Origin of the sequence: Streptomyces sp. NPDC053750 (genome assembly GCF_044544295.1) — a bacterium.
Lineage (GTDB): Bacteria > Actinomycetota > Actinomycetes > Streptomycetales > Streptomycetaceae > Streptomyces.
In genome coordinates, this window is sequence record NZ_JBITXB010000009.1 from 40,825 (window position 1) to 62,745 (window position 21,921).

The 21,921-nt window shown below is 72.1% G+C and carries 10 protein-coding genes; 4 read left to right on the plus strand and 6 right to left on the minus strand.

Features of this window, described 5'->3' with window-relative positions; all coding sequences use genetic code 11:
• The first annotated feature begins 93 nt into the window (after positions 1-93).
• From ACIGO6_RS24715 to ACIGO6_RS24725, 3 genes are read left to right on the plus strand one after another with little or no spacing between them, the layout of a single operon-like run.
• Positions 94-2,331 carry an MMPL family transporter gene (locus ACIGO6_RS24715; protein ID WP_399879578.1) on the plus strand — a complete coding sequence of 746 codons (2,238 nt, stop codon included), beginning with the start codon at positions 94-96 and terminating at the stop codon, positions 2,329-2,331.
• Positions 2,332-2,337: 6 nt separating this feature from the next.
• The gene (locus ACIGO6_RS24720; RefSeq protein WP_399879580.1) at positions 2,338-3,603 is read left to right on the plus strand and encodes a sensor histidine kinase; all 1,266 of its coding nucleotides are present in this window, start codon (positions 2,338-2,340) and stop codon (positions 3,601-3,603) included.
• Positions 3,600-4,292 carry a response regulator gene (locus ACIGO6_RS24725; protein WP_399879582.1) on the plus strand — a complete coding sequence of 231 codons (693 nt, stop codon included), beginning with the start codon at positions 3,600-3,602 and terminating at the stop codon, positions 4,290-4,292. Before ACIGO6_RS24720 ends, ACIGO6_RS24725 begins: the two co-directional genes overlap by 4 nt.
• Before the next feature lie 18 nt (positions 4,293-4,310).
• Here the strand turns inward: ACIGO6_RS24725 and ACIGO6_RS24730 are convergent, their stop codons facing one another.
• The 6 genes from ACIGO6_RS24730 to ACIGO6_RS24755 all read right to left on the minus strand — a co-directional run bounded on the left by ACIGO6_RS24730 (position 4,311) and on the right by ACIGO6_RS24755 (position 18,526).
• Positions 4,311-5,534 (minus strand): FAD-dependent monooxygenase, encoded by a 1,224-nt coding sequence (locus tag ACIGO6_RS24730; RefSeq protein ID WP_399879583.1) that lies wholly within the window; start codon positions 5,532-5,534, stop codon positions 4,311-4,313.
• The gene (locus ACIGO6_RS24735) at positions 5,531-6,949 is read right to left on the minus strand and encodes an MFS transporter (RefSeq protein ID WP_399879585.1); all 1,419 of its coding nucleotides are present in this window, start codon (positions 6,947-6,949) and stop codon (positions 5,531-5,533) included. Before ACIGO6_RS24735 ends, ACIGO6_RS24730 begins: the two co-directional genes overlap by 4 nt.
• Before the next feature lie 262 nt (positions 6,950-7,211).
• On the minus strand, positions 7,212-8,975 hold the full coding sequence (locus ACIGO6_RS24740) for a lysyl oxidase family protein (RefSeq protein WP_399879587.1): 1,764 nt from the start codon (positions 8,973-8,975) through the stop codon (positions 7,212-7,214).
• A gap of 194 nt (positions 8,976-9,169) precedes the next feature.
• Positions 9,170-12,436, minus strand: a complete 3,267-nt coding sequence (locus ACIGO6_RS24745) for a family 78 glycoside hydrolase catalytic domain (RefSeq protein ID WP_399879589.1) — start codon at positions 12,434-12,436, stop codon at positions 9,170-9,172.
• A 55-nt stretch (positions 12,437-12,491) separates the two neighbouring features.
• Positions 12,492-15,896: a glycosylhydrolase-like jelly roll fold domain-containing protein gene (locus ACIGO6_RS24750; protein ID WP_399879591.1), complete on the minus strand. Its 3,405-nt coding sequence runs from the start codon at positions 15,894-15,896 to the stop codon at positions 12,492-12,494.
• A 50-nt stretch (positions 15,897-15,946) separates the two neighbouring features.
• Positions 15,947-18,526 carry a beta-L-arabinofuranosidase domain-containing protein gene (locus ACIGO6_RS24755; protein ID WP_399880072.1) on the minus strand — a complete coding sequence of 860 codons (2,580 nt, stop codon included), beginning with the start codon at positions 18,524-18,526 and terminating at the stop codon, positions 15,947-15,949.
• Positions 18,527-18,821: 295 nt separating this feature from the next.
• Between ACIGO6_RS24755 and ACIGO6_RS24760 the strand changes: the two genes are divergently transcribed.
• On the plus strand, positions 18,822-21,869 hold the full coding sequence (locus tag ACIGO6_RS24760) for a glycosyl hydrolase (protein ID WP_399879593.1): 3,048 nt from the start codon (positions 18,822-18,824) through the stop codon (positions 21,867-21,869).
• The last annotated feature ends 52 nt before the right edge of the window (positions 21,870-21,921 follow it).

The window sequence follows — 21,921 nt, forward strand, 5'->3', positions numbered from 1 at the left end:
CGGGCCAGGGGCCGGAGGGAAGTGTGGGAGGCGCGTGAATCCCACGCCCTTCCCTTCCTTTCCCTGCTCAGTGGTGTCTGGAGTGATCAACAGGTGGCGACGTTTCTTTACCGGATCGGACGGTGGGCCTTCCGGCGGCGCCGGCTCGTGGGTGGTGTGTGGCTGGGTGCCCTGGTGCTGGCCGTGGTCGCCGCCGCCGTGGCGCCGGCCGGGGAGGAAGAGGACCTCTCCATGCCCGGCACCGAGTCGCAGCAGGCGTTCGACCTGCTGGACGAGCGCTTTCCCCGGAGCAACTCCCAGGGTGCCGAGGCCCGCCTGGTGTTCCGGGCCCCGGACGGGCAGCGGGTGACGGCCGGCGAGCACAGGGCAGCCGTCGAGGACACGCTCGGCTCGCTGGACGGCGGCGAGCAGATCGCCTCGGCCACCGACCCCTATGCGACCGGCGCCGTCAGCGAGGACGGCACCATCGCCTACTCCACGATCACCTACACCGCGGACGCCGTCGACCTGACCGAGGCGACGAAGAGCGCCCTCCAGGACGCGGCGGACCGGGGCCGGGACGCGGGGCTGACCGTGGAGATAGGCGGCTCGGCCCTGGAATCGGAGGAGTCGCCGGGCGGTACGACGGAGATCATCGGGGTGCTGGTGGCAGCGGTGGTGCTGGTCCTCACCCTCGGGTCGCTGGTCGCGGCCGGCCTGTCGCTGCTGACCGCCTTCCTGGGCGTGGCCATCGCCTTCGGCCTGGTCTCCGCGCTGGCCGTTCCGCTGGGCCTGACGTCGACCGTCGCCGTCCTGGCCCTGATGCTGGGGCTCGCGGTCGGCATCGACTACGCCCTCTTCATCACCTCCCGCTTCCGCGACGAGCGCGCCCGGGGCAGCGAGCCGGAGGAGGCCGCAGGCCGGGCGGTGGGCACGGCCGGGTCCGCCGTCGTCTTCGCCGGGGCGACCGTCGTCATCGCCCTGGCCGGGCTGGGAGTCGTGGGAATCCCCGAACTCACCAGGATCGGCATGGGCGGCGCGGGCGCGGTGTTCCTCGCCGTACTCGTCGCACTGACCCTGGCCCCCGCACTGTTCGGCTTCTTCGGCCGACGGGTGCTGTCCCGCGCCGTCCGCAAGGCCACCCGGCCGGGAAGCGGGCGCCCGCTCCCGCTGCCTCCCGCGGCCGGCCGGCCCGGGCTCGGCACTCGCTGGGCACGGTTCGTGCTGCGCCGGCCGGTGGCCGTGCTGGTGACCGCCGTACTGGGTCTCGGTGCCGTCGCCCTGCCGGCGCTGAGTCTCGAACTCGGGCTGCCCGGCGACGAGTCCAAGCCGGTGGAGACCACCCAGCGCCGTGCCTACGACCTGCTGTCGGAAGGCTTCGGCCCCGGCTTCAACGGCCCGTTGACCGTGGTCGTGGACACGTCGGAGTCGGCGGACCCCCGGGCCACCACGGACCTGGTCGTCAAGACCGTACGAAGCGTGGACGGGGTGGCGTCGGTCGGTGATCCGGTGCTCAGCCGGAACAAGGACACGGCCGTCTTCACCACCGTCCCGCAGACCGCGCCGAACAGCGGCGAGACCAAGGACCTGGTGCACGCGCTCCGGGGCGCGGTCTCCGGCGTCGCGGCCGACACGGACGCCGTCGTCCTGGTGACCGGCACGACCGCGCTGAACATCGACATCTCCGAAGCCATGTCCGACGCCCTCATCCCCTATCTGACCGTGGTCATCGGCCTGGCGGTGCTCCTGCTGCTGGTGGTCTTCCGCTCGGTGCTGGTCCCGGTCAAGGCCGCCCTCGGGTTCCTGCTGTCGGTGGGTGCCGCGTTCGGTGTCCTCGTCGCCGTCTTCCAGTGGGGCTGGGCGGCGGACCTGCTCGGCATCGAGCAGACCGGACCGGTCATGTCGCTGATGCCGATTCTCGTCATCGGCATCGTCTTCGGCCTCGCCATGGACTACGAGGTCTTCCTCCTGACCCGGATGCGGGAGGCCTACGTCCATGGCGCCTCCCCCGGTGAGGCGGTCGTCAACGGCTTCCGGCACAGCGGACGTGTGGTGGCCGCGGCGGCGATCATCATGACCAGCGTGTTCGCCGGATTCATCGGGATGAGCAGCCCGACCATCCAGACGATGGGTGTGGGCCTGGCCTTTGCCGTCGCCTTCGACGCCTTCGTGGTCCGGATGGCGATCGCACCCGCGGTCCTGGCACTGCTCGGCCACCGGGCCTGGTGGCTGCCCCGTATCCTGAACCGTGTGCTGCCGAATGTGGACATCGAGGGTGAGGCACTGAGCCGGCATGCGACGGCGCCCCGGCCGGACGCGGCGGTCCCGCCGCTCCCCGTCGGCCGGCACTGAGCGGCCATGACGCACTCGGGTGGCGGTGGACCGCGGCCACGCGGCACGTGGTGGCGGGAGGGAGCGCTCACGGCGACGGCGTTCGCGCTCTGTCTGCTCGGCGGGACGGTGCGGGTCGACGACACGCTGTCCCCGCCGCCCGCCGCCGCCTACGTCATCGCCGTGCTGTCGTGTGCCGTACTGCCGGTGCGGCACCGGGCGCCCCTGGCCGCCATGGCGGCCACGACCGCGGTCGGCGTGCTGGTGCAGCCCCTGGGCCTGGTGCTGAGCCCGCCCGTCGTGGCCCCCGCCGTGATCACCGCCTACACCTGTGCGCTCACCGCGCGCACCGAACGGCGCGCGGTGGGCGTGGTGTCGCTCGGCTCCGCGGCGCTGCTGGTCGCCTCCGTCCCCTTGTCCGGGGACCTCTCCTGGCAGGACGCGAGCCGGATGGGATCGGTGGCGGCGTTCCCGCTGATGGCCGGCGTACTCGGTCACTCGGTACGGAACCGACGGGCCTACCTGGCGGCCGTGGAGGAGCGGGCCCGGCGGGCCGAGGAGAGCCGGGACCGCGAGGCGCGCACGCGAGTGGCCGAGGAACGGGTGCGCATCGCCCGGGAACTGCACGACCTCGTGGCCCATCAGATCACCCTGGCCAACGCGCAGGCCACGGTCGCCGCCCACCTCTTCGACACCCGCCCGGAGCAGACCCGCACGAGCCTGACGGAGCTCGTCGAGACCACCGGTCACGCGCTCGACGAACTGCGGGCCACGGTCGGTCTGCTCCGGCAGTCCGGGGACGCGCCCGCGTCCGCCGAACCGGCGCCCGGGCTGTCCCGGCTTCCCACGCTCCTCGAGTCCTTCCGCCGCGCGGGTCTGGAGGTGTCGGTGCACCACGAGGGCACGGCCAGGCCGCTGCCGCCGGGGGTGGACCTCACCGCCTACCGCATCGTCCAGGAGGCCCTGACCAACGTGACCAAGCACGCCGGCACCGGCAGCGCCCGGGTGCGCCTCGCCTGGCACCGCGATCGCGTGACCATCACCGTCGCCGACGACGGAGGGGGCGCCCGTACGGCGGCGTCCGCCCCCGCGGGGCCGCATGTGTCCGCGGGGGCGGACCGTGCGCCGGGTTACGGTCTGATCGGGATGCGTGAACGCGCCACCGCGGTCGGGGGGCAACTCTCCGCGGGCAGGCGCCCGGAGGGCGGCTTCCTCGTCACCACCCAGCTGCCCCTCCCGCCCGCCAAGCAGGCGACGCGGAGGACCGACGGAGAGGACGGGGACGCACTGTGACGCTCCGGGTGTTGCTCGCCGACGACCAGGCGCTGCTGCGCGGTGCCTTCCGGATGCTGCTCGACAGTGCCGACGACATCACCGTGGTCGGCGAGGCCGGCGACGGCAGGGAGGCGGTGAGACTCACCCGGGAGCTGCGCCCGGACGTGGTGATCATGGACATCCGCATGCCCGAGGTGGACGGTCTCAGCGCCACCTCGGAGATCTGCGCGGACCCGGAACTGCGTACCAGCCGTGTCCTGATCCTCACCACCTACGAGACCGACGAGTACGTCGCTCAGGCGCTGCGCGCGGGGGCCGGCGGCTTCATCGGCAAAGGCATCGGGGCCGAGGACCTGGCGGACGCCGTCCGTACGATCGCCGACGGCGACACCCTCCTGTCCCCCGCCGCCACCCGCTCCTTGGTCGCCCGCTTCCTGGCCACACCGGACACCGCCGCGGCCGACCGGCACGAACGGCTCGCCGTGCTGACCCCGCGCGAACGCGAGATGGTGGCCCTGGTCGCGACCGGCCTGTCCAACCAGGAGATCGCCGAGCGGATGTTCCTGAGCCCCTTCACCGTCCGCGCCCATGTGCAGCGTGCCATGACGAAGCTGGACGCCCGTGACCGGGCGCAACTCGTCGTCATCGCCTACCGCACGGGCCTGGCCCACGCCGCCCCCGACGGCGGCCCCGACCGCCCGGCGTAGTCCGGCCCCGGCGGCCCTTCACGGCCTCGGCGCGCATTCCGGCAGCGTCAGGGCCGAGTGGGCCGGTCGTGCCGTGGTGGATGGCAGGGTGACGAGGCCGCGCAGCATGCTGTTGCGTTGCTCCAGGGCCTGTTCCGTGGTGGGGAAGAGCGTGGCCGCACCGTGGTCGACCAGTGCCTGGTTCATGGCTGTGAACCCGCGCATGTCGCGTTCGTAGGCGGCGAAGGCCGCCGTGTGGTCCCGGTGCGTGGCCAGGGCGTGGGCCAGCATGTAGGCACCGACCAGCGCAAGGCTCGAGCCCTGTCCGGTGAGGAACGAGGGTGCGTACGCGGCGTCGCCGACGAGCGCGACGCGGCCGCTGAACCAGTGGGGCATGCGGATCTGACCGGCCGCGTCGAAGAACAGATCGTCCGCGTCGCGCATGGCGTCGACCATGCCGGGGACCTCCCATCCCGCGCCCGCGAAGGCCGTGGCGACCAGCTCCCGCTGGGCTTCGGGGTTCCGGAGGGCGTCGAACGGCGGTTCCGGTTGGTGGAAGTTGAGGAAGGCGTGCAGCTCGTCGTTGTCCCCGACTGCGTAGAGGGCCGCGGCTTTCCCCGGGGTGTTCCACATCACGAGCTCCCGGGAGAGCCCGAAGGTGTTCGGCATGGTGAACAGGGCGAAGCAGTAGCCGAGGTACCGGTGGAACTGCTCCTCGGGGCCGAACAGGGACTCCCGGGTGCGCGAGTGCATCCCGTCGGCGCCGACCACCAGGTCGAACGTCCGCCGTCGACCACTGCGGAACGTCACGTCGACCCCTGGTCCGGACTGGTCGAGGGTGTCGATGGAGTCGCCGAACAGGAATTCCACGTCGTCGCGAACCAACGCGTACAGGGCCGCGGCCAGGTCCCCGCGACGCACCTCGAGGTCCTGTCCCTCGGCACTGCCGGCCACGGCGCTCGGGGTGAGCGAGGCCACTGCGCTGCCGTCGGCGTCGAGGAAGGTGAAGCGACGCGAGTCGATGTGCGCGTCCCGCAGGTGCGGCAGTATGCCCATCCGCCGGACCACCTCCGTCGCGGTACCGCGGACGTCGATCGGGTAGCCGCCGCCGCGCAGTGCGGCTGCCTTCTCCACCACGGTCACCGCGCATCCCGACCGGTGCAGCCAGTACGCCAGCGCGGGTCCGGAGATGCTGGCCCCGGAGATCAGGACGTTGCGCCGCACGGGAGTACGCACGTCCGTCGACAGACCGTCAGGTGTCATGCCTGGGCTCCTTTTTTCGTGATACGGACGACGAGCAGTGACGAGGCGGCGACGAGGCCGGCGACGACGAAACCGGTGACGAAGGCCGATTCGGTCGGCCGGGCCGTCGTCGGGTCGGCCCCGGCGGCGAGGATCGCGCCCGCGATCTGGACGCCCAGGGCGACGCCGATCACGCGGGTCACCACGAGCAGGCCGGTGGCGACGCCGGTGTCCCTGGCCTCGACGGCGGTGGCGGTGCCGGCGAGCAACGCCGTGGTACCGACACCCGCGGCGAACGCGGTCAGCACCTTCGCGAGGACGAGCTGCCATGCCGCGCTGTGCAGCGACGCCAGGGAGATCATCGTGGCCGCCGTGACGACGGCGCCCACGACGACCACGGCACGCGGACCAAAACGCCGCGCCGCGATCCCGCCGACCGAGTCGCTGAGCGCCCCGGCGATGGCACCGGGCAGCAGGAGCAGTCCGATGTCGGTGGTGTCGGCTCCGAAGCCGTAGCCGTCCGCCGGTGACGCGAACAGCTGCGGGAGCAGAAAGACCACCATTCCGAAACTGGCGGTGATGACGAAGGTGAGCACGCAGGCATGCCACATGGCGGGCTTGGCCAGCATGCGCAGATCGACCATCGGCGAGGTTGCCCGGCGCTCCACGACGACCCATCCGGTCGCGAGGGCGGCGACGACCACCGCGAGGGCACCGACCGCGAGGGGCGGCAGGCCGCCGTCCCCCGTCACCGTCACGAGCCCGAGCATGAACGCGAGCAACGTGCCGCTCAGCAGGACCGCGCCGGGCCAGTCGATGCCGTCGTCCGACGGGATCGGCGGATCGTGCGGCATCAGCCGCGTCAGGACCGACGTCGCCGCGACGACCGCGAGCGTCGGCAGCGCGAACATCCAACGCCAGGACAGTCCTTCCGCGATCGGCCCGGCAACCGACGTTCCCACCATGCCGCCGCCCGTGAACAGGGCGACGACCAGCCCGATCGCCACCTGCGACTCTGCTGTCGAGAGGTGTTTGCGCACCAGGATGAACGAGAGGGGCAGCGCACCGACCATCGCGCCCTGCAACACCTGACCGAGCAACAACACCGGCAGGTTCGGCGCCAGGGCGGCCAGCAGACCACCGGCCGAGACCACGGCCATCAGCCGGACCAGCACCCGTTTCCCGCCGTAGCGGTCGCCGAGTTTGCCTGCGACGGGTGTGACGACCGCGCCGGTGACGAGCAACGTGTTGGCGATCAATGCCCCTTCGGCAGGACTGACCCCCAGCTCACGCTGCAGCAGCGGGAGCGCGGGCTCCACCACCGACTGCAGGGTGCCGAGGGCGAGTGCCAGGATGCCGAGGGCACCGATCGCCAGCCTCCCGATGCGGATGGGCACCGGGGAGACCCCGGCTTCGGACAGGGGCGTGCTTCTCATCACTGATCGCTCCAGACACCGCCGGGCCAGGGAAATGCGCGAGGTTCACGCGCCTCCCACACTTCCCTCCGGCGCCCCCACCGGGCATCGTTCGCCGGCGCCGTCCTGCCCTGGTGCGTCCGGAGCAGCCGGTCGCCCGTCCTGGTGCCTGCGCACTACGGGCCGCCTCGGCGGTGGGACGGCTTCCGCACGCATGGGGCCGGCGGCCACTGCACGTGGTCGCCGGCCCCTTGATCCCGTCAGACTCGCCCTTGACGTACCGTCAGTTCGCGTTCACCAGCTCGTGTGCCGGCACGGTCACCGTCCGCTTGCCCGGCTTGCCGCCGAGCACGATCTTCCGCAGAGCGCTGTTGTTGTCGACGTTGGTCTCCTTCAGCCGCTTCTCCGGGTTGGCCAGCACCTGGATGTAGTACGTGCCGTTGGGCACGTCGGTGATGTCGAAGGACTGCCCCGGCAGATCCTGGGTGTACGTGTCACCGGAGCCGACGTCCAGCACCTCGCGGACGGAGATCGAGTTCTCCTCGCCGCAGGCGGTGGCCAGGTCGGTGTTGAACGGGTGCCAGTTGGCGTTCTTCACCGTGTAGTCGATCGCGTCGGTGTTGGCCAGGCAGAAGGCCTCCTTGCCGCTGCGCACGGCCTCCTTCTTGTCCGCCTTCAGCAGCCGGTAGCTGGCGAAGTCGGTGAAGTGCCAGTGCACATGGCCCGGGCGCGGGTCCCATTCCATGGTGCCGGTCGGGGTGTAGCCGACCTGCTTGCCCTTGGCGTCGTAGAAGTACTGGTAGGCGTCCATCTTGGCCTTGCCGGGCGAACGGAAGCCGTCCACCACCAGCTGCGCCGGACCGGCGTTCCACACGTTGGCACTGAAGGCCAGGTAGTCCTTGCCCGGAACGTCCTGCTCACCGTCGCTGACGACGATGCCGTAGGCCGGCAGCGAGCGCAGGTCGGGCTTGGGGACGTCGGGGACGGAGGGTGTGCCCGTCGGTCGCTTCGACAGCGGCTGGAGCGCCGGCGCCTTGCGCGAGCCGTCGGTCTGGCCACCCGTGTCGCCGACCCGCATCGCGCGCGCGGCCTGTTCCTTCTTCAGCGCCCACGGCAGGGCCGGCGGCGCCGCCTTCAGCGGTCCGTGGCCCACGTTGTACGAGGGTCCCGCACCGCTGGTCACCGGCGCGGCGGCCTGTGCGGGCGTCGGTGCGTGGCCCGGGCCGTGGCCCGCGTGGGCGGTCGGCGCGTGGTGGGCGGTTCCGTGTCCGGCGTGCTCGCCGGCCCCGGCGGGGCGTGCGGACCGGGACGCCGGGTCGGTGACGCCCTGCCCGTCCTCGTAGCTCCGCTCCTCCACGGTCACCTTGACCGTGGCCGGTTTGCCGGCGATGCCGAAGAGGTCGCGGTACTTCTTGGCGACCTCGACCTTGGCGGTGTACGTGCCGGCCGCCAGCTCGACCGGCTCGGTGTAGGAACCCCCGTAGGTGTTGGCGGCCCAGCCCTTCTCGACGCCCCACACCGAGCCGAGGGTGAACGGGTTGGTGGGGCAGCTCTCCGGATACTTGGAGGTGGCCGGCGCATCGGGTCGTACCCGGCCGCTGGCGTTGTTCGGGCAGAAGTCCTCGGTACGGCTGAGGACCTTCTTGCCCGCCTTGTCGGTGACCGTGATCACCGCGAAGCCGGGCAGGCCGGAGAAGTCCTTCACCGTGCCCTTGGGCAGGGCCTTGGCCTTGGCCTTGCCGCCCTCGTACACGGTCTGGGTGACGGTCACCGGGTCCTTGTAGGACTTCCGGGTCACCTTCAGCTCCAGCGGCGTCCCCTCGGCGGTGAGGTAGGTGCCGAGGTCCAGGTAGACGCCCGGCTCCTCCTTCCACGAGGTGAGCGTGACCGAGGTGGTCGCGGCGATGAGGCTGAGCCTGGGTCCTGTCGCGGCCTTCGCCGGCTCCGACGTGGCGGCCACGAGGCCGGCCGTCACGGCCAGGGCGGCGACGGCCGTGGTACCGGCGAGCAGCGGACGCCGCAGCCGGGTGGTGCGCGTTCTGGTCATCGTTCCCTCGTCCTCCGAGTGCTGTGAGAAGGAAGCAGTCGGCCGGCGGCACGGCGGTCGCGAGGACCGCCGCAGGAGCCGCACGGTGCGGGCACTTGCTGTGCCCGCGCTGTGAGAGGGACGGGCCGGACACCCGGTTGTCCGGCGGGTGGAAAGCGGCGGAGGTTGGCCGGATCGCTTCGTCTCAGGCGGGATCAGGACGTGCCGGGCGCGTACACCGACCTGAACGTCCAGTCGCCGGAACCGACGGTGTAGACGGCCTCGCCCTTCTCGGAACGCAGCGGCTTCGCTCCGCTCGGGGCCGTGACCTGTCCTCCGGTGAACGGCACATGGACCTCGGCCGTGCTGCCGGCGGGCACGGTCACCCGGAGCCGGTACCGGTCGCCGTCGCGGTTCCAGTCGGTGCGCACGGTGCCGTACGGCGTCCGGTAGGAGCCCGACGCGGACGTGAGGTCGCCGACGACCGCCGGGTCGATCAGCAGCTCGCGGTAGCCGATGGAGCCGGGGGCCTGCTCGATGCCGGCGACCCGGTCGGTGAACCAGGAGTCGATCGCGCCGAGCATGAAGTGGTTCTGCGACTGGCCGGGGCCGCCGTCCCAGGACTCGCCGAGCGTGGTGTTGCCGTTCAGCACCTGGTAGCCGTAGCTGGGGCTGGTGGTCTGCGTGGCGATCTCGTGGACGACGTCGTCGCGGCCGGCCCCGGAGAGCACGCGGAAGGCCGCGGGCAGCGAGATCTCGCCCAGCACCAGGTGGTGGTCGGCCGCCTCGACACTGGTGACGAAGTGGTCGAGCAGACGCTCGCGTTCACCGTCCGGTACGGCGCCCATGTCCAGGGCGAGGGCCTCGGCGCCGTGACCGCCACCGCCGAAGGTGCCGGTTGCCTGGTCGTAGTACTTGGCGGACAGGGCCTTCGCGCTCGTGTCGGCCTTGGCGCGGTAGGACGCCGCGCCGTCCTCGTCACCGAGGACCCCGGCGATACGGCTCATGGCGTCGACGACCCGCCAGTAGCCGTAGGTGCCGGCCACGGCGCGCGGGAACGTGCGGTCGGGGGTGAACCAGTCACCGAGGCCGTAGTCGAGGATGCCGTCCTTCACCTGCTGCTCCAGGAAGGTCACGTACCGCTTCATCTGCGGGTAGTACGTGGTGAGCGTGTCCCGGTCGCCGTAGGTGGTGTAGAGCTGCCAGGGCACGAGGACGAAGGCGCCGCCCCAGTTGGCGTCGTTGCGGTAGCCACCCGGCAGATTCGTGTACTCGGGGACCGTGCTGGGGATCAGCCCGTCCTCTGTCTGGGCGTCGGACATGTCGCGCACGAGCTTGCGGAAGTACGCCTCCATGTCGTAGTTGCCGGTGAGGACGGGGAAGAGCAGCTGGTTCTGTTCCAGCCAGCCGAGCTTCTCGCGGCTGGGGCAGTCGGTGAGGACGCTCATCATGTTGCCCTCGATCGCCCGTCGGATGATCGAGTGGATGCCGTTGACGAGCTGGTCGGAGCTGGTGAAGTCGCCGGAGGAGGCGTTGTCGGTGCGCAGGACCCTGCCGCGCACGGAGACGGTCGCGTTCTCGGGCAGGCCCTTCAACTCCAGGTAGCGGAAGCCGTGGTAGCTGAACTTGGGGTGCCAGGTCTCGGAGCGGTCGCCCCGGGTGGTGTAGGTGTCCCACAGCGGGCCGCCGACGTTGCTGATGGACTGGAAGGCGTGGCCGTCCTTGAGGCTCTCCGCGGGCAGGACGCGGATGTCGGTGCCGGCCGGGGCCGTCACGGTGATCTCGGGCCAGCCTGCGATGTTGCGGCCCAGGTCGAAGACCCGGCTGCCCTCGGCCGCGCCCTCGACCTCCTTGCCCTCGAGCGTCTCGACGACGCGGATGGGCTCGGTCTCGCGCGCGCTGAGGACGGCGGGGTCGTCGGCCGTGCCCGGGCCGGACACGGTGGTCGCCGCCTTCCAGGAACGGCGGTCCTGGCCTGGCTTGTTCCAGTTCGGGATCGCGCGGCGGGCGTCGTAGTCCTCGCCGCCGTACCAGTTGGAGGAGGTGGTCGCGCCGAGGGTGGTGCGCCAGTCACCGCCGGTGCCGACGCGGCGTACGGTGCCGTCGGCGAGCGTGATCTCCAGCTGGGCGACGACCTTCGGATCGCTCAGGTTGCCGTACAGCTTGCGGTAACGGTCGGCGGTGCTGACGACGTTGGACATGCCGTTGCCCAGCTCGATGCCGATGGTGTTGCGGCCGGAGCGCAGCCGGTCGGTCACGTCGTAGGTGGCGTACTGGACGCGTTCGGCGTAGTCGGTGTTGGCCGGTTCGAGGACGGCGTCGCCGACCGGCTTGCCGTTGATGCTCGCGTCGTAGATGCCGAGGCCCGACACGTACAGCCGGGCGCTGCGCACCTTCTTCGGCAGGGCGAAGTCCTTGGCGAGCAGCGGCAGTGCGGCGGGGAGGTACGGCTTCGGCGGCTGCCGGCCGGTGACCTCGGCCACCCGGGTGAAGGGGCCGTCGGGGGCGTCCCCGGTGGACACGGTGTAGTCGACGGGGAAGTGCGGCACCCGGCCGTCGGCGGTGAGGACGTCGGCGCGCGGGTAGAGGGCGATCCGGTCGAAGGTCTTGGCCGACTTGAGGTCGAGGGTGAGCACGACCGGCGCGTCGGAGACGTCGGGGCCGGTGTGCGGCGCGCTGGAGTATCCGGCGGCCGTCTGCAGCGCGCTGTTGGGCAGGCCGTCGACGGCGAGGGCCGGCTCCCAGGTCTTGCGGACCGTGTGGGTCTCGGACGCGGTCACGGCGGCGCCCTTGGCGAGGCCCGTGGTCCCGGTCTCCGAGTCGCGTACGTCGATCTCACCGAGCTGGAGGCGCCAGGACTCGGCGGGGAAGTCGTCGGCGAGCGGCAGTCCGAGCCTGGTCACGTCGAGGCGGACGTAGCGGGCCGTGGTGCGCGGCAGGTCGACGACGACGGGTTCGACGGTCCGCTCGCCGAGCTGCCAGTCCGGGTGGGTGATCCAGTCGGCGGCCCAGTCCTGCTGTTTCGTCAGTCCCGTCTCGAACACGGAGGGTTCGCTCCAGCCGGAGTCCCGTCCGCTGCCGTCGGACCAGAGCATGACCCGCCAGTACACGCGCGCACGGGAGCCGAGTTCCTTGCCGGCGTAGGTGGCCTGCGGGACGGCGGAGCGGACCTTGCCCGAGTCCCACAGGTCGGGTCTGCCCTGCTTGAGTCTGGTGAGGGAGCTGGCCGCCTGGACCCGGTAGGCGGACTGGACGGTGCCTCTGGCCCGGCTGGTGAGGTTCCAGCTCAGGTAGGGCGTGGTGTCGTCGATGCCCAGGGCCTCGGCGAGGTGCTGGGTGCGCAGTTCGACGGGCGCGAGGCCGGTCTGGGGCCTGGCGTCGGCGTTGACGGCGGAGGGCAGCACGGTGACGAGTGCGGTGAGGCCGGAGGCGACGAGGAGGGCCGGGCGCCGGTGGGCGCGCCGGGTGAGCGCTCTGCTCATGGGGTGCTCCTTGCGGGTGCGGGTGCGGGTGCGGGTGGGGCGGACGCCTGCCGGGTCAGACACGGTTCAGGACGGCCGTGACGCGGCGGTACGGCCGCAGGGTCACGGGGCCGAGCAAACCGGACGGCAGCGGCTTCCTGCGTTCGTTGGAGAGGGTGTTGGAGACACGGACGGCGATCGTGTTGCGTCCCGCGCGCAGGACGTCGGTGACGTCGGCGGTGTACGGGCTCCACAGCAGCGGCGGCAGCTCGGTCCCGTTGACGGTGACCGCGGCGACTTCGCGGACCACGCCCAGGTCGAGGCGGAAGCCCCGCCCCTGGAGGGTGTCCCGGTCGAGGTCGAGAGTGGTGGCGTACGTGCCGCTGCCGGAGAACTCCGGGGCGAGGTCGGTCCAGCTGCCCAGGGGGCGGGTCACGGGCTCGGCGCCCTCCCGGTCCAGGGTCAGCGTCCAGTCGCCGCCCAGGCCGAGGGCGTGGAGCGGGTCGGTGACCTCGATGGTGCCGCGGTAGGAGTGCCGGTCGTCGGTGCCCGCCAGCGGGTGGCTGCCGGGGGCGTCGGCGACGGCGGTGACGTGCAGCGCCCTCCCGCGGGCGGTGACGTCCTCGACGGGCAGCGCCGCGTCGGTGAGGTGGGCGCGGGGCCGGGTGGCGGAGCGCACGACGACGGCGAGGGTCTCGTAGGGGCGCAGGCTCAGCGGGACCCTGAGACCGTCGTTGCCGCGGTCGTGGCGGTAGACGGGGGCGGGCCGGGCGATGCCGGTGGCGGGGTCCCAGAGTTCCGGGACGCCCTTGGCCGGCAGCGCGGCGACCGTCTCGACGGCCTGTCCGCTCTCGTTGTTGACGAGGAACGCGATGTCCTTGCCGCGGGTGGTGCGCAGGACCCTGACCGCGTCGGCGGCCGGTTCGAGCACGGCGGCGGCGACGCCGGCCGCGTGTGCGGCCTCCCGCAGTCCGGACACGTCGGCGACGCGTACGGCGGTCCCGGCGCCGGTGCGGCGGCTGCCGGGCACCTGGTCGCCGAAGAGTGCGGACAGCGCGCGCTCCAGGCCGCGGTCGCCGCCGTTCGCCTCGTCCCGGGGGAGTTCGCCGACGGCGACGACGGTGCCGCCCCCGCGCACGAAGGCGGTGAGGGTGCGGACCGCGGCGGCGTCGAGGGTCGGGGTCACCGGCAGGACGGCCAGGTCGTAGCGGGCCGCGCCGACGGTGAGCCGGCCGCCGCGGGTCGTGGCGTGGGCGAGCAGTCCCCGGTCGCCGCTGAGCGCTCCGTCGTGGACGAGGTCGAAGTCGACCTGGGCGGCCTCCAGGGCGTGGGCGGCGTCGCTCAGCGCGCTGTCGACGGCGCCCTGCCGGTCGGTGCCGCGCCACTGCTCGGCCGCCCGCTGGGGCTGGACGAGCGCGGTCCGTGCGGCGGAGGTGCCGCGGGCGACCTCCATGACCCGGCCGATCCAGTCGGCGAGCGGCTTCATGGCCCACCACCACGGGGCGCGGGGTCCGAAGGGCGGGGGGAAGTACACCCGGGTCTCGTCGGTCCACAGCGCGTGCAGCACGGTGAGGTTGATGCCCCGGGCGGCGTTGGCGCCGACGAGGGCGCGGGCGAAGTCGGGCGCCACCTGCCAGCCCATGTTGCCGAAGGCCTCCAGCAGGGCGCGTTCGCGGCCCATCTGGTGGGCGACGCTGACCGGGTTGCGCGGGATCATCGTGGGTTCGCCGGCCACGTACTCCGCGGTGATGATGTCGCCGCCGGGGACCTGGGCCCACTGGTGGACCTTGTGCAGGTCGCCGGTGGAGGCGATGCGCTTGGACGGTGACGTCTCGTCGTACAGGGGGTTGGTGACGAGGGCGACGTCCCGCTTCTCGTACCAGCGGGACTGCTTGTGGAAGTACTCGGCGAAGCGGTCGGAGACGGCCTGCCAGTACCGTCCGCGGGCGATCCGGCCGTCGCGGCCGAGGTCGTCGAAGGCGCAGGCGTACGCGGTGCCGGGTGCGACACCGACGGCGCGCAGCGCGCCCTCGAGTGCCGGGGACCAGGGCAGGCGCTTGAAGTGGGCCTCGGCGGAGGCGAAGTACGGTTCGTCGTCCCAGAAGCCCGGGACAACGTTGCCGAAGTAGCGGCCGAAGCGGCGGTGGTACTCCCCCGGGATCATGTCGAGGAACAGGTCGACGGGTTCGTCGTCGAGCAGGTCGACGTAGCTGCGGCTGTAGCCCTGGCTGTCGTCGATCAGCGCGCTGTCGCCGAACACGTCGATCTGCCAGCGGCCCGCGGGTACCTGCCAGGCGCGTCCGGCCCGGAGGTCGTCGGTCAGCTCCACCAGGTGTTCCGTGCCGGTGGCGCCGACGGGGCGGGCCGCCGCGGCGACGGGTGCGGACGTGCCCTCGGGCCGGGGGCGGGCCGGGAAGTCGCCGGCGACGGCGGCCGCGTCGAAGGCCTCCTCGTACAGCGTGGTGCCGTCGGCCGCGGTGACGGTCAGGCTCTCCCACAGGGCGCGCTGCCCGTCGACGGCGCGCACGCCCGCGCTGCCGGTGGTGTGGCGGGCGTCGGTGACGGTGCCCTTGTCCTTGCCGTCGAGGGTGACGCCGATGCTGTCGCCGCGGACGGTGACGGCGAGCGTGTGGTACTTCGTCCGGTTGAATCCCTCGGTACGGCTGCTGCGGGCCAGCTCGGCCGGGGCCGCGCCGTCGGTCAGGCGCAGCACGGTGACGACGCCGGTCTGGTCGAACTCCACGGCGTAGCCGTCGGTCCCGGTCGGTGAGGCGCGGACCACGAGCCCGGCCGCGCCGTGCTCGGCCTTGGCGCTCCCGGTGACGGTGCAGTCGGTCCACCCCGCGCCCCGGCCGATCACGGCGGCGCCGCCCAGGACGTCGGCGTCGGCCACCAGGCGGCCGGTGTCGACGCCGACGCCCGTGGTCGCGGTGAGGTCGGCCGAGGCGGGCCCCTCGACCACGGTGGTGGACCGCCACAGCGCCTTGAGCCGCAGGTCGGGGCGGGGTTCGTAGGTGCGGGAGCCGACGGTGCCGCCCTTGACGATGTACTCGCCGGCGCGGCCGCTCGGGAAGTGGTCGTCGTTGAAGATCCACACCCGCATGCCGGTGCGCTCGGCGACGCGCAGGACGTGTCCGACGACGGCGAACCAGTCCTCGGTGAAGAACACCGGCTGCATCTCGGCGTTGTCGAAGGGGAAGAGGATGACCTCGTACATGCCCTTGGAGCGCAGGTCGGCCATCTGGGTCTCGACCAGTTCGGGGGTGACCGTGCCGTTCCAGTACCAGTAGACCGTCGGGCGACTGTCGCGGCGCGGGTCGGCGAAGTCCTCGGGGGCATAGCCGGACGTGCGGGCGGTACCGGTCTCGGCGTCCGCGGCGTGGGCGGCCCCGCCGGTGCCGGGCAGGCCGACGGCGAGGACGGCGCCGGCCGCCCCCGCGGAGACGACGAAGCGGCGTCTGGTCAGGTCGGAATCGGGCAACGTGAACTCCATTGTTCGGGTGGGACGTCGGGTGGGTGCGCGGTGGGCTGTCAGCCGGCGGCGAGCGCGGCCACCTCGGCTGCCGTCAGTGCACGGTTGTGCAGGCGGAAGTCGGCGATCGCGCCGTGCAGGTAGGGATGCGTGGAGTTCTGGGAACGGCCCAGGAAGTTGCGGGTGCTGGCGCCGAGCAGCAGCGGGCTGGTGACCATGACGGCGTTGCGGCCGGCCTCCACGCCGTCGACGTAGAGGATGCCCGTGCCGCCCGCCAGGGTGAGGGCCACGTGGACCCACCGGCCCTGCGGCAGGGGCCCGGCGGCGTCGACGACGTCCTCGCCCTCCATGCCCGAGATCTTCAGCGCGGCGCGTGCCCTGCCGGAGCCGGTGCGGGCGGCGAGGTAGAGGTAGGTGCTCTTGTGGTAGCCGAGGTCGAAGACGCGGGCCGAGTTGGCGAGCGAGTCGATGCGGACGCGCGCGGCGACGGTCAGTTCGGTCAGTCCGGCGGGGAGCCCTTCGGGCAGCGTGACGTGGCCGTCCACGCCGTCGAGGAGCACCGCGGTGCGTGGGCCGTCGGTGGACCAGGTCGCACCGCCGGTCAGCGTCGCGCGGGGGAAGGTGCCGGTGCGGTCGGCGGCGGCGGTGCCGGTGCCCTCGTCGAGCGGGTAGCGGGCGATGTCGCGTTCGCGGCCCGGGCGGGGGGTGACGGCCCAGTAGACGTTGTAGTTCTGGTGGTGGATCTTGTAGAAGGGCCGGAGCGGCACCTGGCGGCCGTCGGCCTCGGCGGTGAACTCCAGCGGGACACCCGCCACCGGCCGCAGGGACGCGGGCCGGATGCCGGGGATGGTCAGGAGTTCGGTCGGCCCGTAGGCCCCGGCGAGGACGACGGGACCGTAGGAGAGCGACCGCACCTGGGGGTTGTCGGGAGCCGGCTGCCAGACGGGCTCGCGGGGGAAGGTCAGTTCCACCGTGTCGCCGCGCCGCCAGCGGCGCTCGATCGTGAGGTACCGGCCCGGGCGGGCCGGCGATCCGGTCGCGCGGCCGTTGACCCGGACCGTGGCCCGGTGTCCGCCGGCGGCGAGCCAGGCGGGGACGCGGATCTTCAGGGCGAAGCGTGCGTCGCCGGCGGTGACGGTGAGTCGGGTGCGGTCGGTCTCCGGATGGCCGGTCTCCTGGCGCAGGGACACGCCCGTCTGCTGCCACGTCACCTCGGAGGGGATGAACAGGTTCACGTACAGCGCCTTCGCCCCCTGACCGGCGGAGCGGAAGTAGATGCTGTCGGCGAACTTGGTGTGCGTCTCCATGCCGGTGCCGTGGTCGCAGGAGAAGTTGTCGTAGTCGCTGCTGTAACTGCCGGGCGCGGCACCGAGTCCGCCCTTGGGTTGGCGCCGCGAACCGGCCCACAGGCCGGTGTAATAGGTGACGAAGCCGTGGTCGGAGTCGGGGTCCTGCTCGCCGAGCATCTGGTTGTAGAGGGTCCACTCGTAGTGGTCCATGTACGCGGCGGTCGCGGGGTCGAGCAGGAAGAGCTGCCGGCCGAGCTTGAGCATGTTGTAGCTGTTGCAGTTCTCGCAGGTGTCCTCGGAGAGCCTGCTGACGATTTCCCCGGGTGGCCCGAAGAACTCCTGGTTGGAGTTGCCGCCGATGGCGTACGTGTGGTCCCGGACGACGGTCTTCCAGAAGTGGGTGGCGATGTCCAGGTAGCGCCGCTCCCCCGTCGCCCGGTAACTGCGCGCCGCGCCCACGATCTTGGGGATCTCGGTGTTGGCGTGCCGTCCCGCGAGCTCGTCGCGGCCGGCGGCCAGCGGCTCGTAGAGCTCCTCGTGGTCGAAGCGCCGGGCGGTACGCAGATGCGCGGGGTCGCCGGTTTCGAGGTACAGGTTCGTCAGCACCTCGTTCATGCCGCCGAACTCGACGCGGAGCAGGGCCTGCATGCGGTCGTGGGTGAGGGGCGCCGTACGGGAGTCCACCCAGGCCGCCATGGCGGTCAGTACGTTCAGGGCCTGCTCGTTGCCGCTGAGCCTGTGCTGGTCGAGGAGGCCGGCCATGATCTTGTGGAGCGTGTAGTAGGGCGCCCAGGGCTTGCCGCCCGCTTCGAGCTGGTCGAAGACGTCCTCCGGGAAGGCGGAGAGGTAGCCCTGCCGGTAGCCGGCGGCCGGTGCGTGCGCCTGGCATTCGGCGAGGGCCGCGACCAGGAGGCGGGCCTTGTCGGCGTAGGCGTCGTCGCCCGTGTTGGCATGGGCCTGGGCGAGGGCGGACAGCAGGTGGCCGGTGCTGTGGCCGCGCAGCAGGACGTCCGGGGCCTCCCAGCCGCCGCACGGCTCCGCGGCCGAGGGCAGCCCCACGTTGAGCCGGAAGGTGTGCAGCAGCCGGTCCGGGTCGACGTACAGCAAGTAGGCGCAGGTGCGGCGCATGTTGGCGAGGAAGGGGCTCTCCAGGAGCCGGACCGCGGACAGCGGGAACGGGCGCAGCGCCGGTCTGACGGCCTCCGTGGCCGGTCCGGCATCGGCCGACGGGTCGGTGCCTGCGGGATCGTCTGCCCGGGCGGCCGCCACGGGTATCGCCGCCGCCGCGGTGGTGGCGGCCGAGACGGTCAGGACGCGGCGTCGGCTGGGGCTGGGCGTTGGGGGTCGCACGGACAAGAGCCAGGCTCCTTCGGGGAGGGAGAACCACTCGGAGTGCGTTGAATCGTTTTTGTCAGCCGTCCGGCAAAGTAGGCGGGGCCTCGAGGGGAGTCAAGGCTTCCGACATCGCGACCCTGGTCCGGACGTTGACACCACCCGACCGAGTTTCCCAGGCACTTGCTGGTGGACGGCGCTACCGACGGCAGAAGAGCCCGGCTGGAAGATCCGTCTCCGCCCAACCCTTGCGGCCGCCCAGTCGGCTGCGTAAGTTCCGGCCAGGTCATTAAAACGTTCAAACGGAGCCGCTATGAGACACACACCTGGGCAGGAAGTCGACGGAGAACACAGCAGCCTGCGGCGGCGGGCGGTGCTCAAGATGGCGGCGGCGGCCGGGGCCGTGACGGCCCTCTCGGCGGGTACCGCCACCGCGGCAACGGCGACTTCGCCGACGACGGCAGACGGGACGTCGGCGAGGCCGGGCGGAGCGTTCGCCCGGTCGTTCGCCTCCCCCGCCGCGTCGGTACGTCCCAAGTTCCGGTGGTGGTGGCCGGACGCGTTGGTGGACCCGGACGAGATCCGACGGGAGATCGACCAGATCGCGGACGCCGGATTCGGCGGCGTGGAGATCGCGGCGGTCACGCACAGCGTCTCCGAGCCGATCGACCCGGCCCGTCACGGATGGGGCACGCCCGCATGGGTCGGCGCCGTCGAGGCGGCCCTCGGCCAGGCGAAGAAGCGCGACGTCGTGGTCGACCTCACGATCGGACCGGCCTGGCCCGCCGCGGTCCCCGGCATCACGCCCGACAGCGGCGCCGCGATCAAGGAGCTGGCGCACGGCGTCGCCGTCGTCCCGGGCGGCACCGACGTCGCGGGCCCGCTCCCCGACCCCGTGACCGCCCCCGATTCCGATGCGAAAGCCCGCACGCTGCGATCCGTGCAGGCCGCCCGCGTCGCCGCCGGCACCTCGCCCACCGCCTTCCCCGTCCGGCTGGAGAAGGAATCGGTCGTCGACCTCACCTCGCACGTACAGGACGAACGGCTGGAGTGGACCGCGCCGGACGACGGCGACTGGCTCGTCATCGCCTGTTATGAACGCGGCTCCGGCCAGCGCCCCGAGGGCCCCGCGCACACCGCCCCGCTCAGCTACGTCGTCGACCACTTCAGCGAGGCCGGGACGCGGGCCGTCATCGACTTCTGGGAGCGGCGCATCCTCACCCCGCGCATCCGCGCGCTGCTGCGGGACACCGGGGGCGCACTGTTCGAGGACTCCCTCGAGATCGAGACGGACGCGACGCTGTGGACGCCCGGCATCATGGCCGAGTTCGAACGCCGCATCGGCTACTCGCTCGCGCCGTACCTGCCCGCGCTCCTCCAGACGAAGGAGAAGTACGCCTTCGCCTTCGACGACGCCACCAACAAGGCCGTCCGCCGCGACTACATGGAAGTGGTCACCGAGCTGTACGTCGAGAACCACCTGCTCCCGGTGCAGAAGTGGGCGCACGGTCTCGGTCTGCAACTCCGCGTCCAGCCGTACGGCCTGCAGACCGACGCGATGTACAAGGCGGCGCTGCTGGACCAGCCGGAGGGCGAGTCCCTCGGGTTCAAGAACCTCGACGACTTCCGCTGCCTGGCCGGGGGCCGGGACATGGGCGGCAAGCTGGTGCTGTCCAACGAGGCGGGCGGCACCGCGGGCGGCGCCTATGCGACGACGTGGGACGCCACCCTCAGGAAGCTCGTGACCCAGTACGCGGCCGGCGTGAACCAGGCCGTGTTCCACGGTTTCGCGTACGCCGAGGCGCCGGGCGCGGTCTGGCCCGGCTTCGCCGCCTTCTCGCCGTACCACGGCGGGGCCGGCTACGGCGAGGCCTGGGGCCCCCGCCAGCCCACCTGGGGTCATGTGCCGGACATCGCCGGGTACTTGAGCCGCGTCCAACTGGTCCTGCAGACCGGCGTCAACAAGGCCGACATCGGCGTGCTGTGGCAGAAGGGCTACGCCGGTTCGGGGCTCGGCGCGTCCTGGTTCAGCGGCGACGGCGTACCGGTCGGCTGGACGCACCTCTTCCTCAGCCCGCGCCTGCTCTCGCTGCCCGGTGCGGTGGTGCGCGACGGCCGTTTCGCCCCCGACGGCCCGGCGTTCAAGGCACTCCTCGTCGACGGGGACGTCATGATCGGCCGTGAGCACACGCTCCAACTGGACGTCGCCGAAAAGCTCGTCGGCCACGCCAGGAAGGGCCTGCCGATCATCGTCATCGGCGACTGGAAGGACGGGCACGTACCCGGACTGCCTGCGTCCGGCGAGAACGAGCGCCTCCTGGCACTGATCTCCGAACTCCTGGCGCAGCCCGGCGTGTTCAACGTCCCCGACCGCCCCGACGTCCCGCAGGCCATCGCCGCGCTCGGCCTCGGGCGCGACGTCGAGTACGCACAGTCCTCGATGCTCCTGCACGCCCACCGGGCCGACACGGAGGCCGACTACTACTTCTTCGCCAACGACTCGGTCAGCAAGAAGGGTTCGACCGGCACGCGCATCAGCCACGACGTCACACTCACCACCCGCAGACCCGACGTCGTCCCCTACGTGCTGGACGCCTGGACCGGCACCATCGAACCGCTCGCCGCCTACGCACGGCTCGACGACGGACGTATCCGGCTCCGCATCACGCTGGATCCGGGAGCCACGACGATCATCGCGACGGCCCGCCCCGGAAGGTGGCTGCCCGGCCCCGCGCCCCGCTGGACCGCCACGTCCAGCCAGGCGTCCGAGGTCCGACGGGCGAAGGACGGCCGGCTGGAGATCCGCGACACACGGCCCGGCACCTACACCACCACGCTCCAGAGCGGGGCCACCGTCAGCGCCACCATCGAGGAGGTCGCCGAGCCGGTCGCGCTCACCCGTTGGACCCTGACCGCCGAGGACTGGACACCGGGCGCCACCGCCTCGACCACCACCAGGACCCGGCGCACCGTCGAACTCGACGGGCTCAGGCCCTGGCCCGACATCCCGGAACTGGCCGACGCGTCGGGCGTGGGCCGCTATCGCACGACGGTGAAGCTGGGTGCCGCCTGGACCGGCGGGCACGGCGCCCGGCTGGAGCTGGGCGAGGTGTTCGACACCTACCGGGTCACGGTCAACGGACGGGCCCTGCCACCCGCGGACCAGCTGACGCCGGTCGTGGACGTCGGTCCCTACCTGCGCCGCGGCACCAACACCATCGAGGTCGAGGTCGCCACCTCGCTGCTCAACCGGTTGCGGGTCTCCAACGCGCCGGTGTTCGGGATCGCCAAGCGGCAGAGCTACGGGCTCGTCGGTCCGGTGCGACTCGTGCCGTACGGACGGGCCGTGGTGAAGGCCTGACTTCGCGCCCGATATGTACAAGGTGTGAATTCGCCTGGGCGTCATGGGGAAC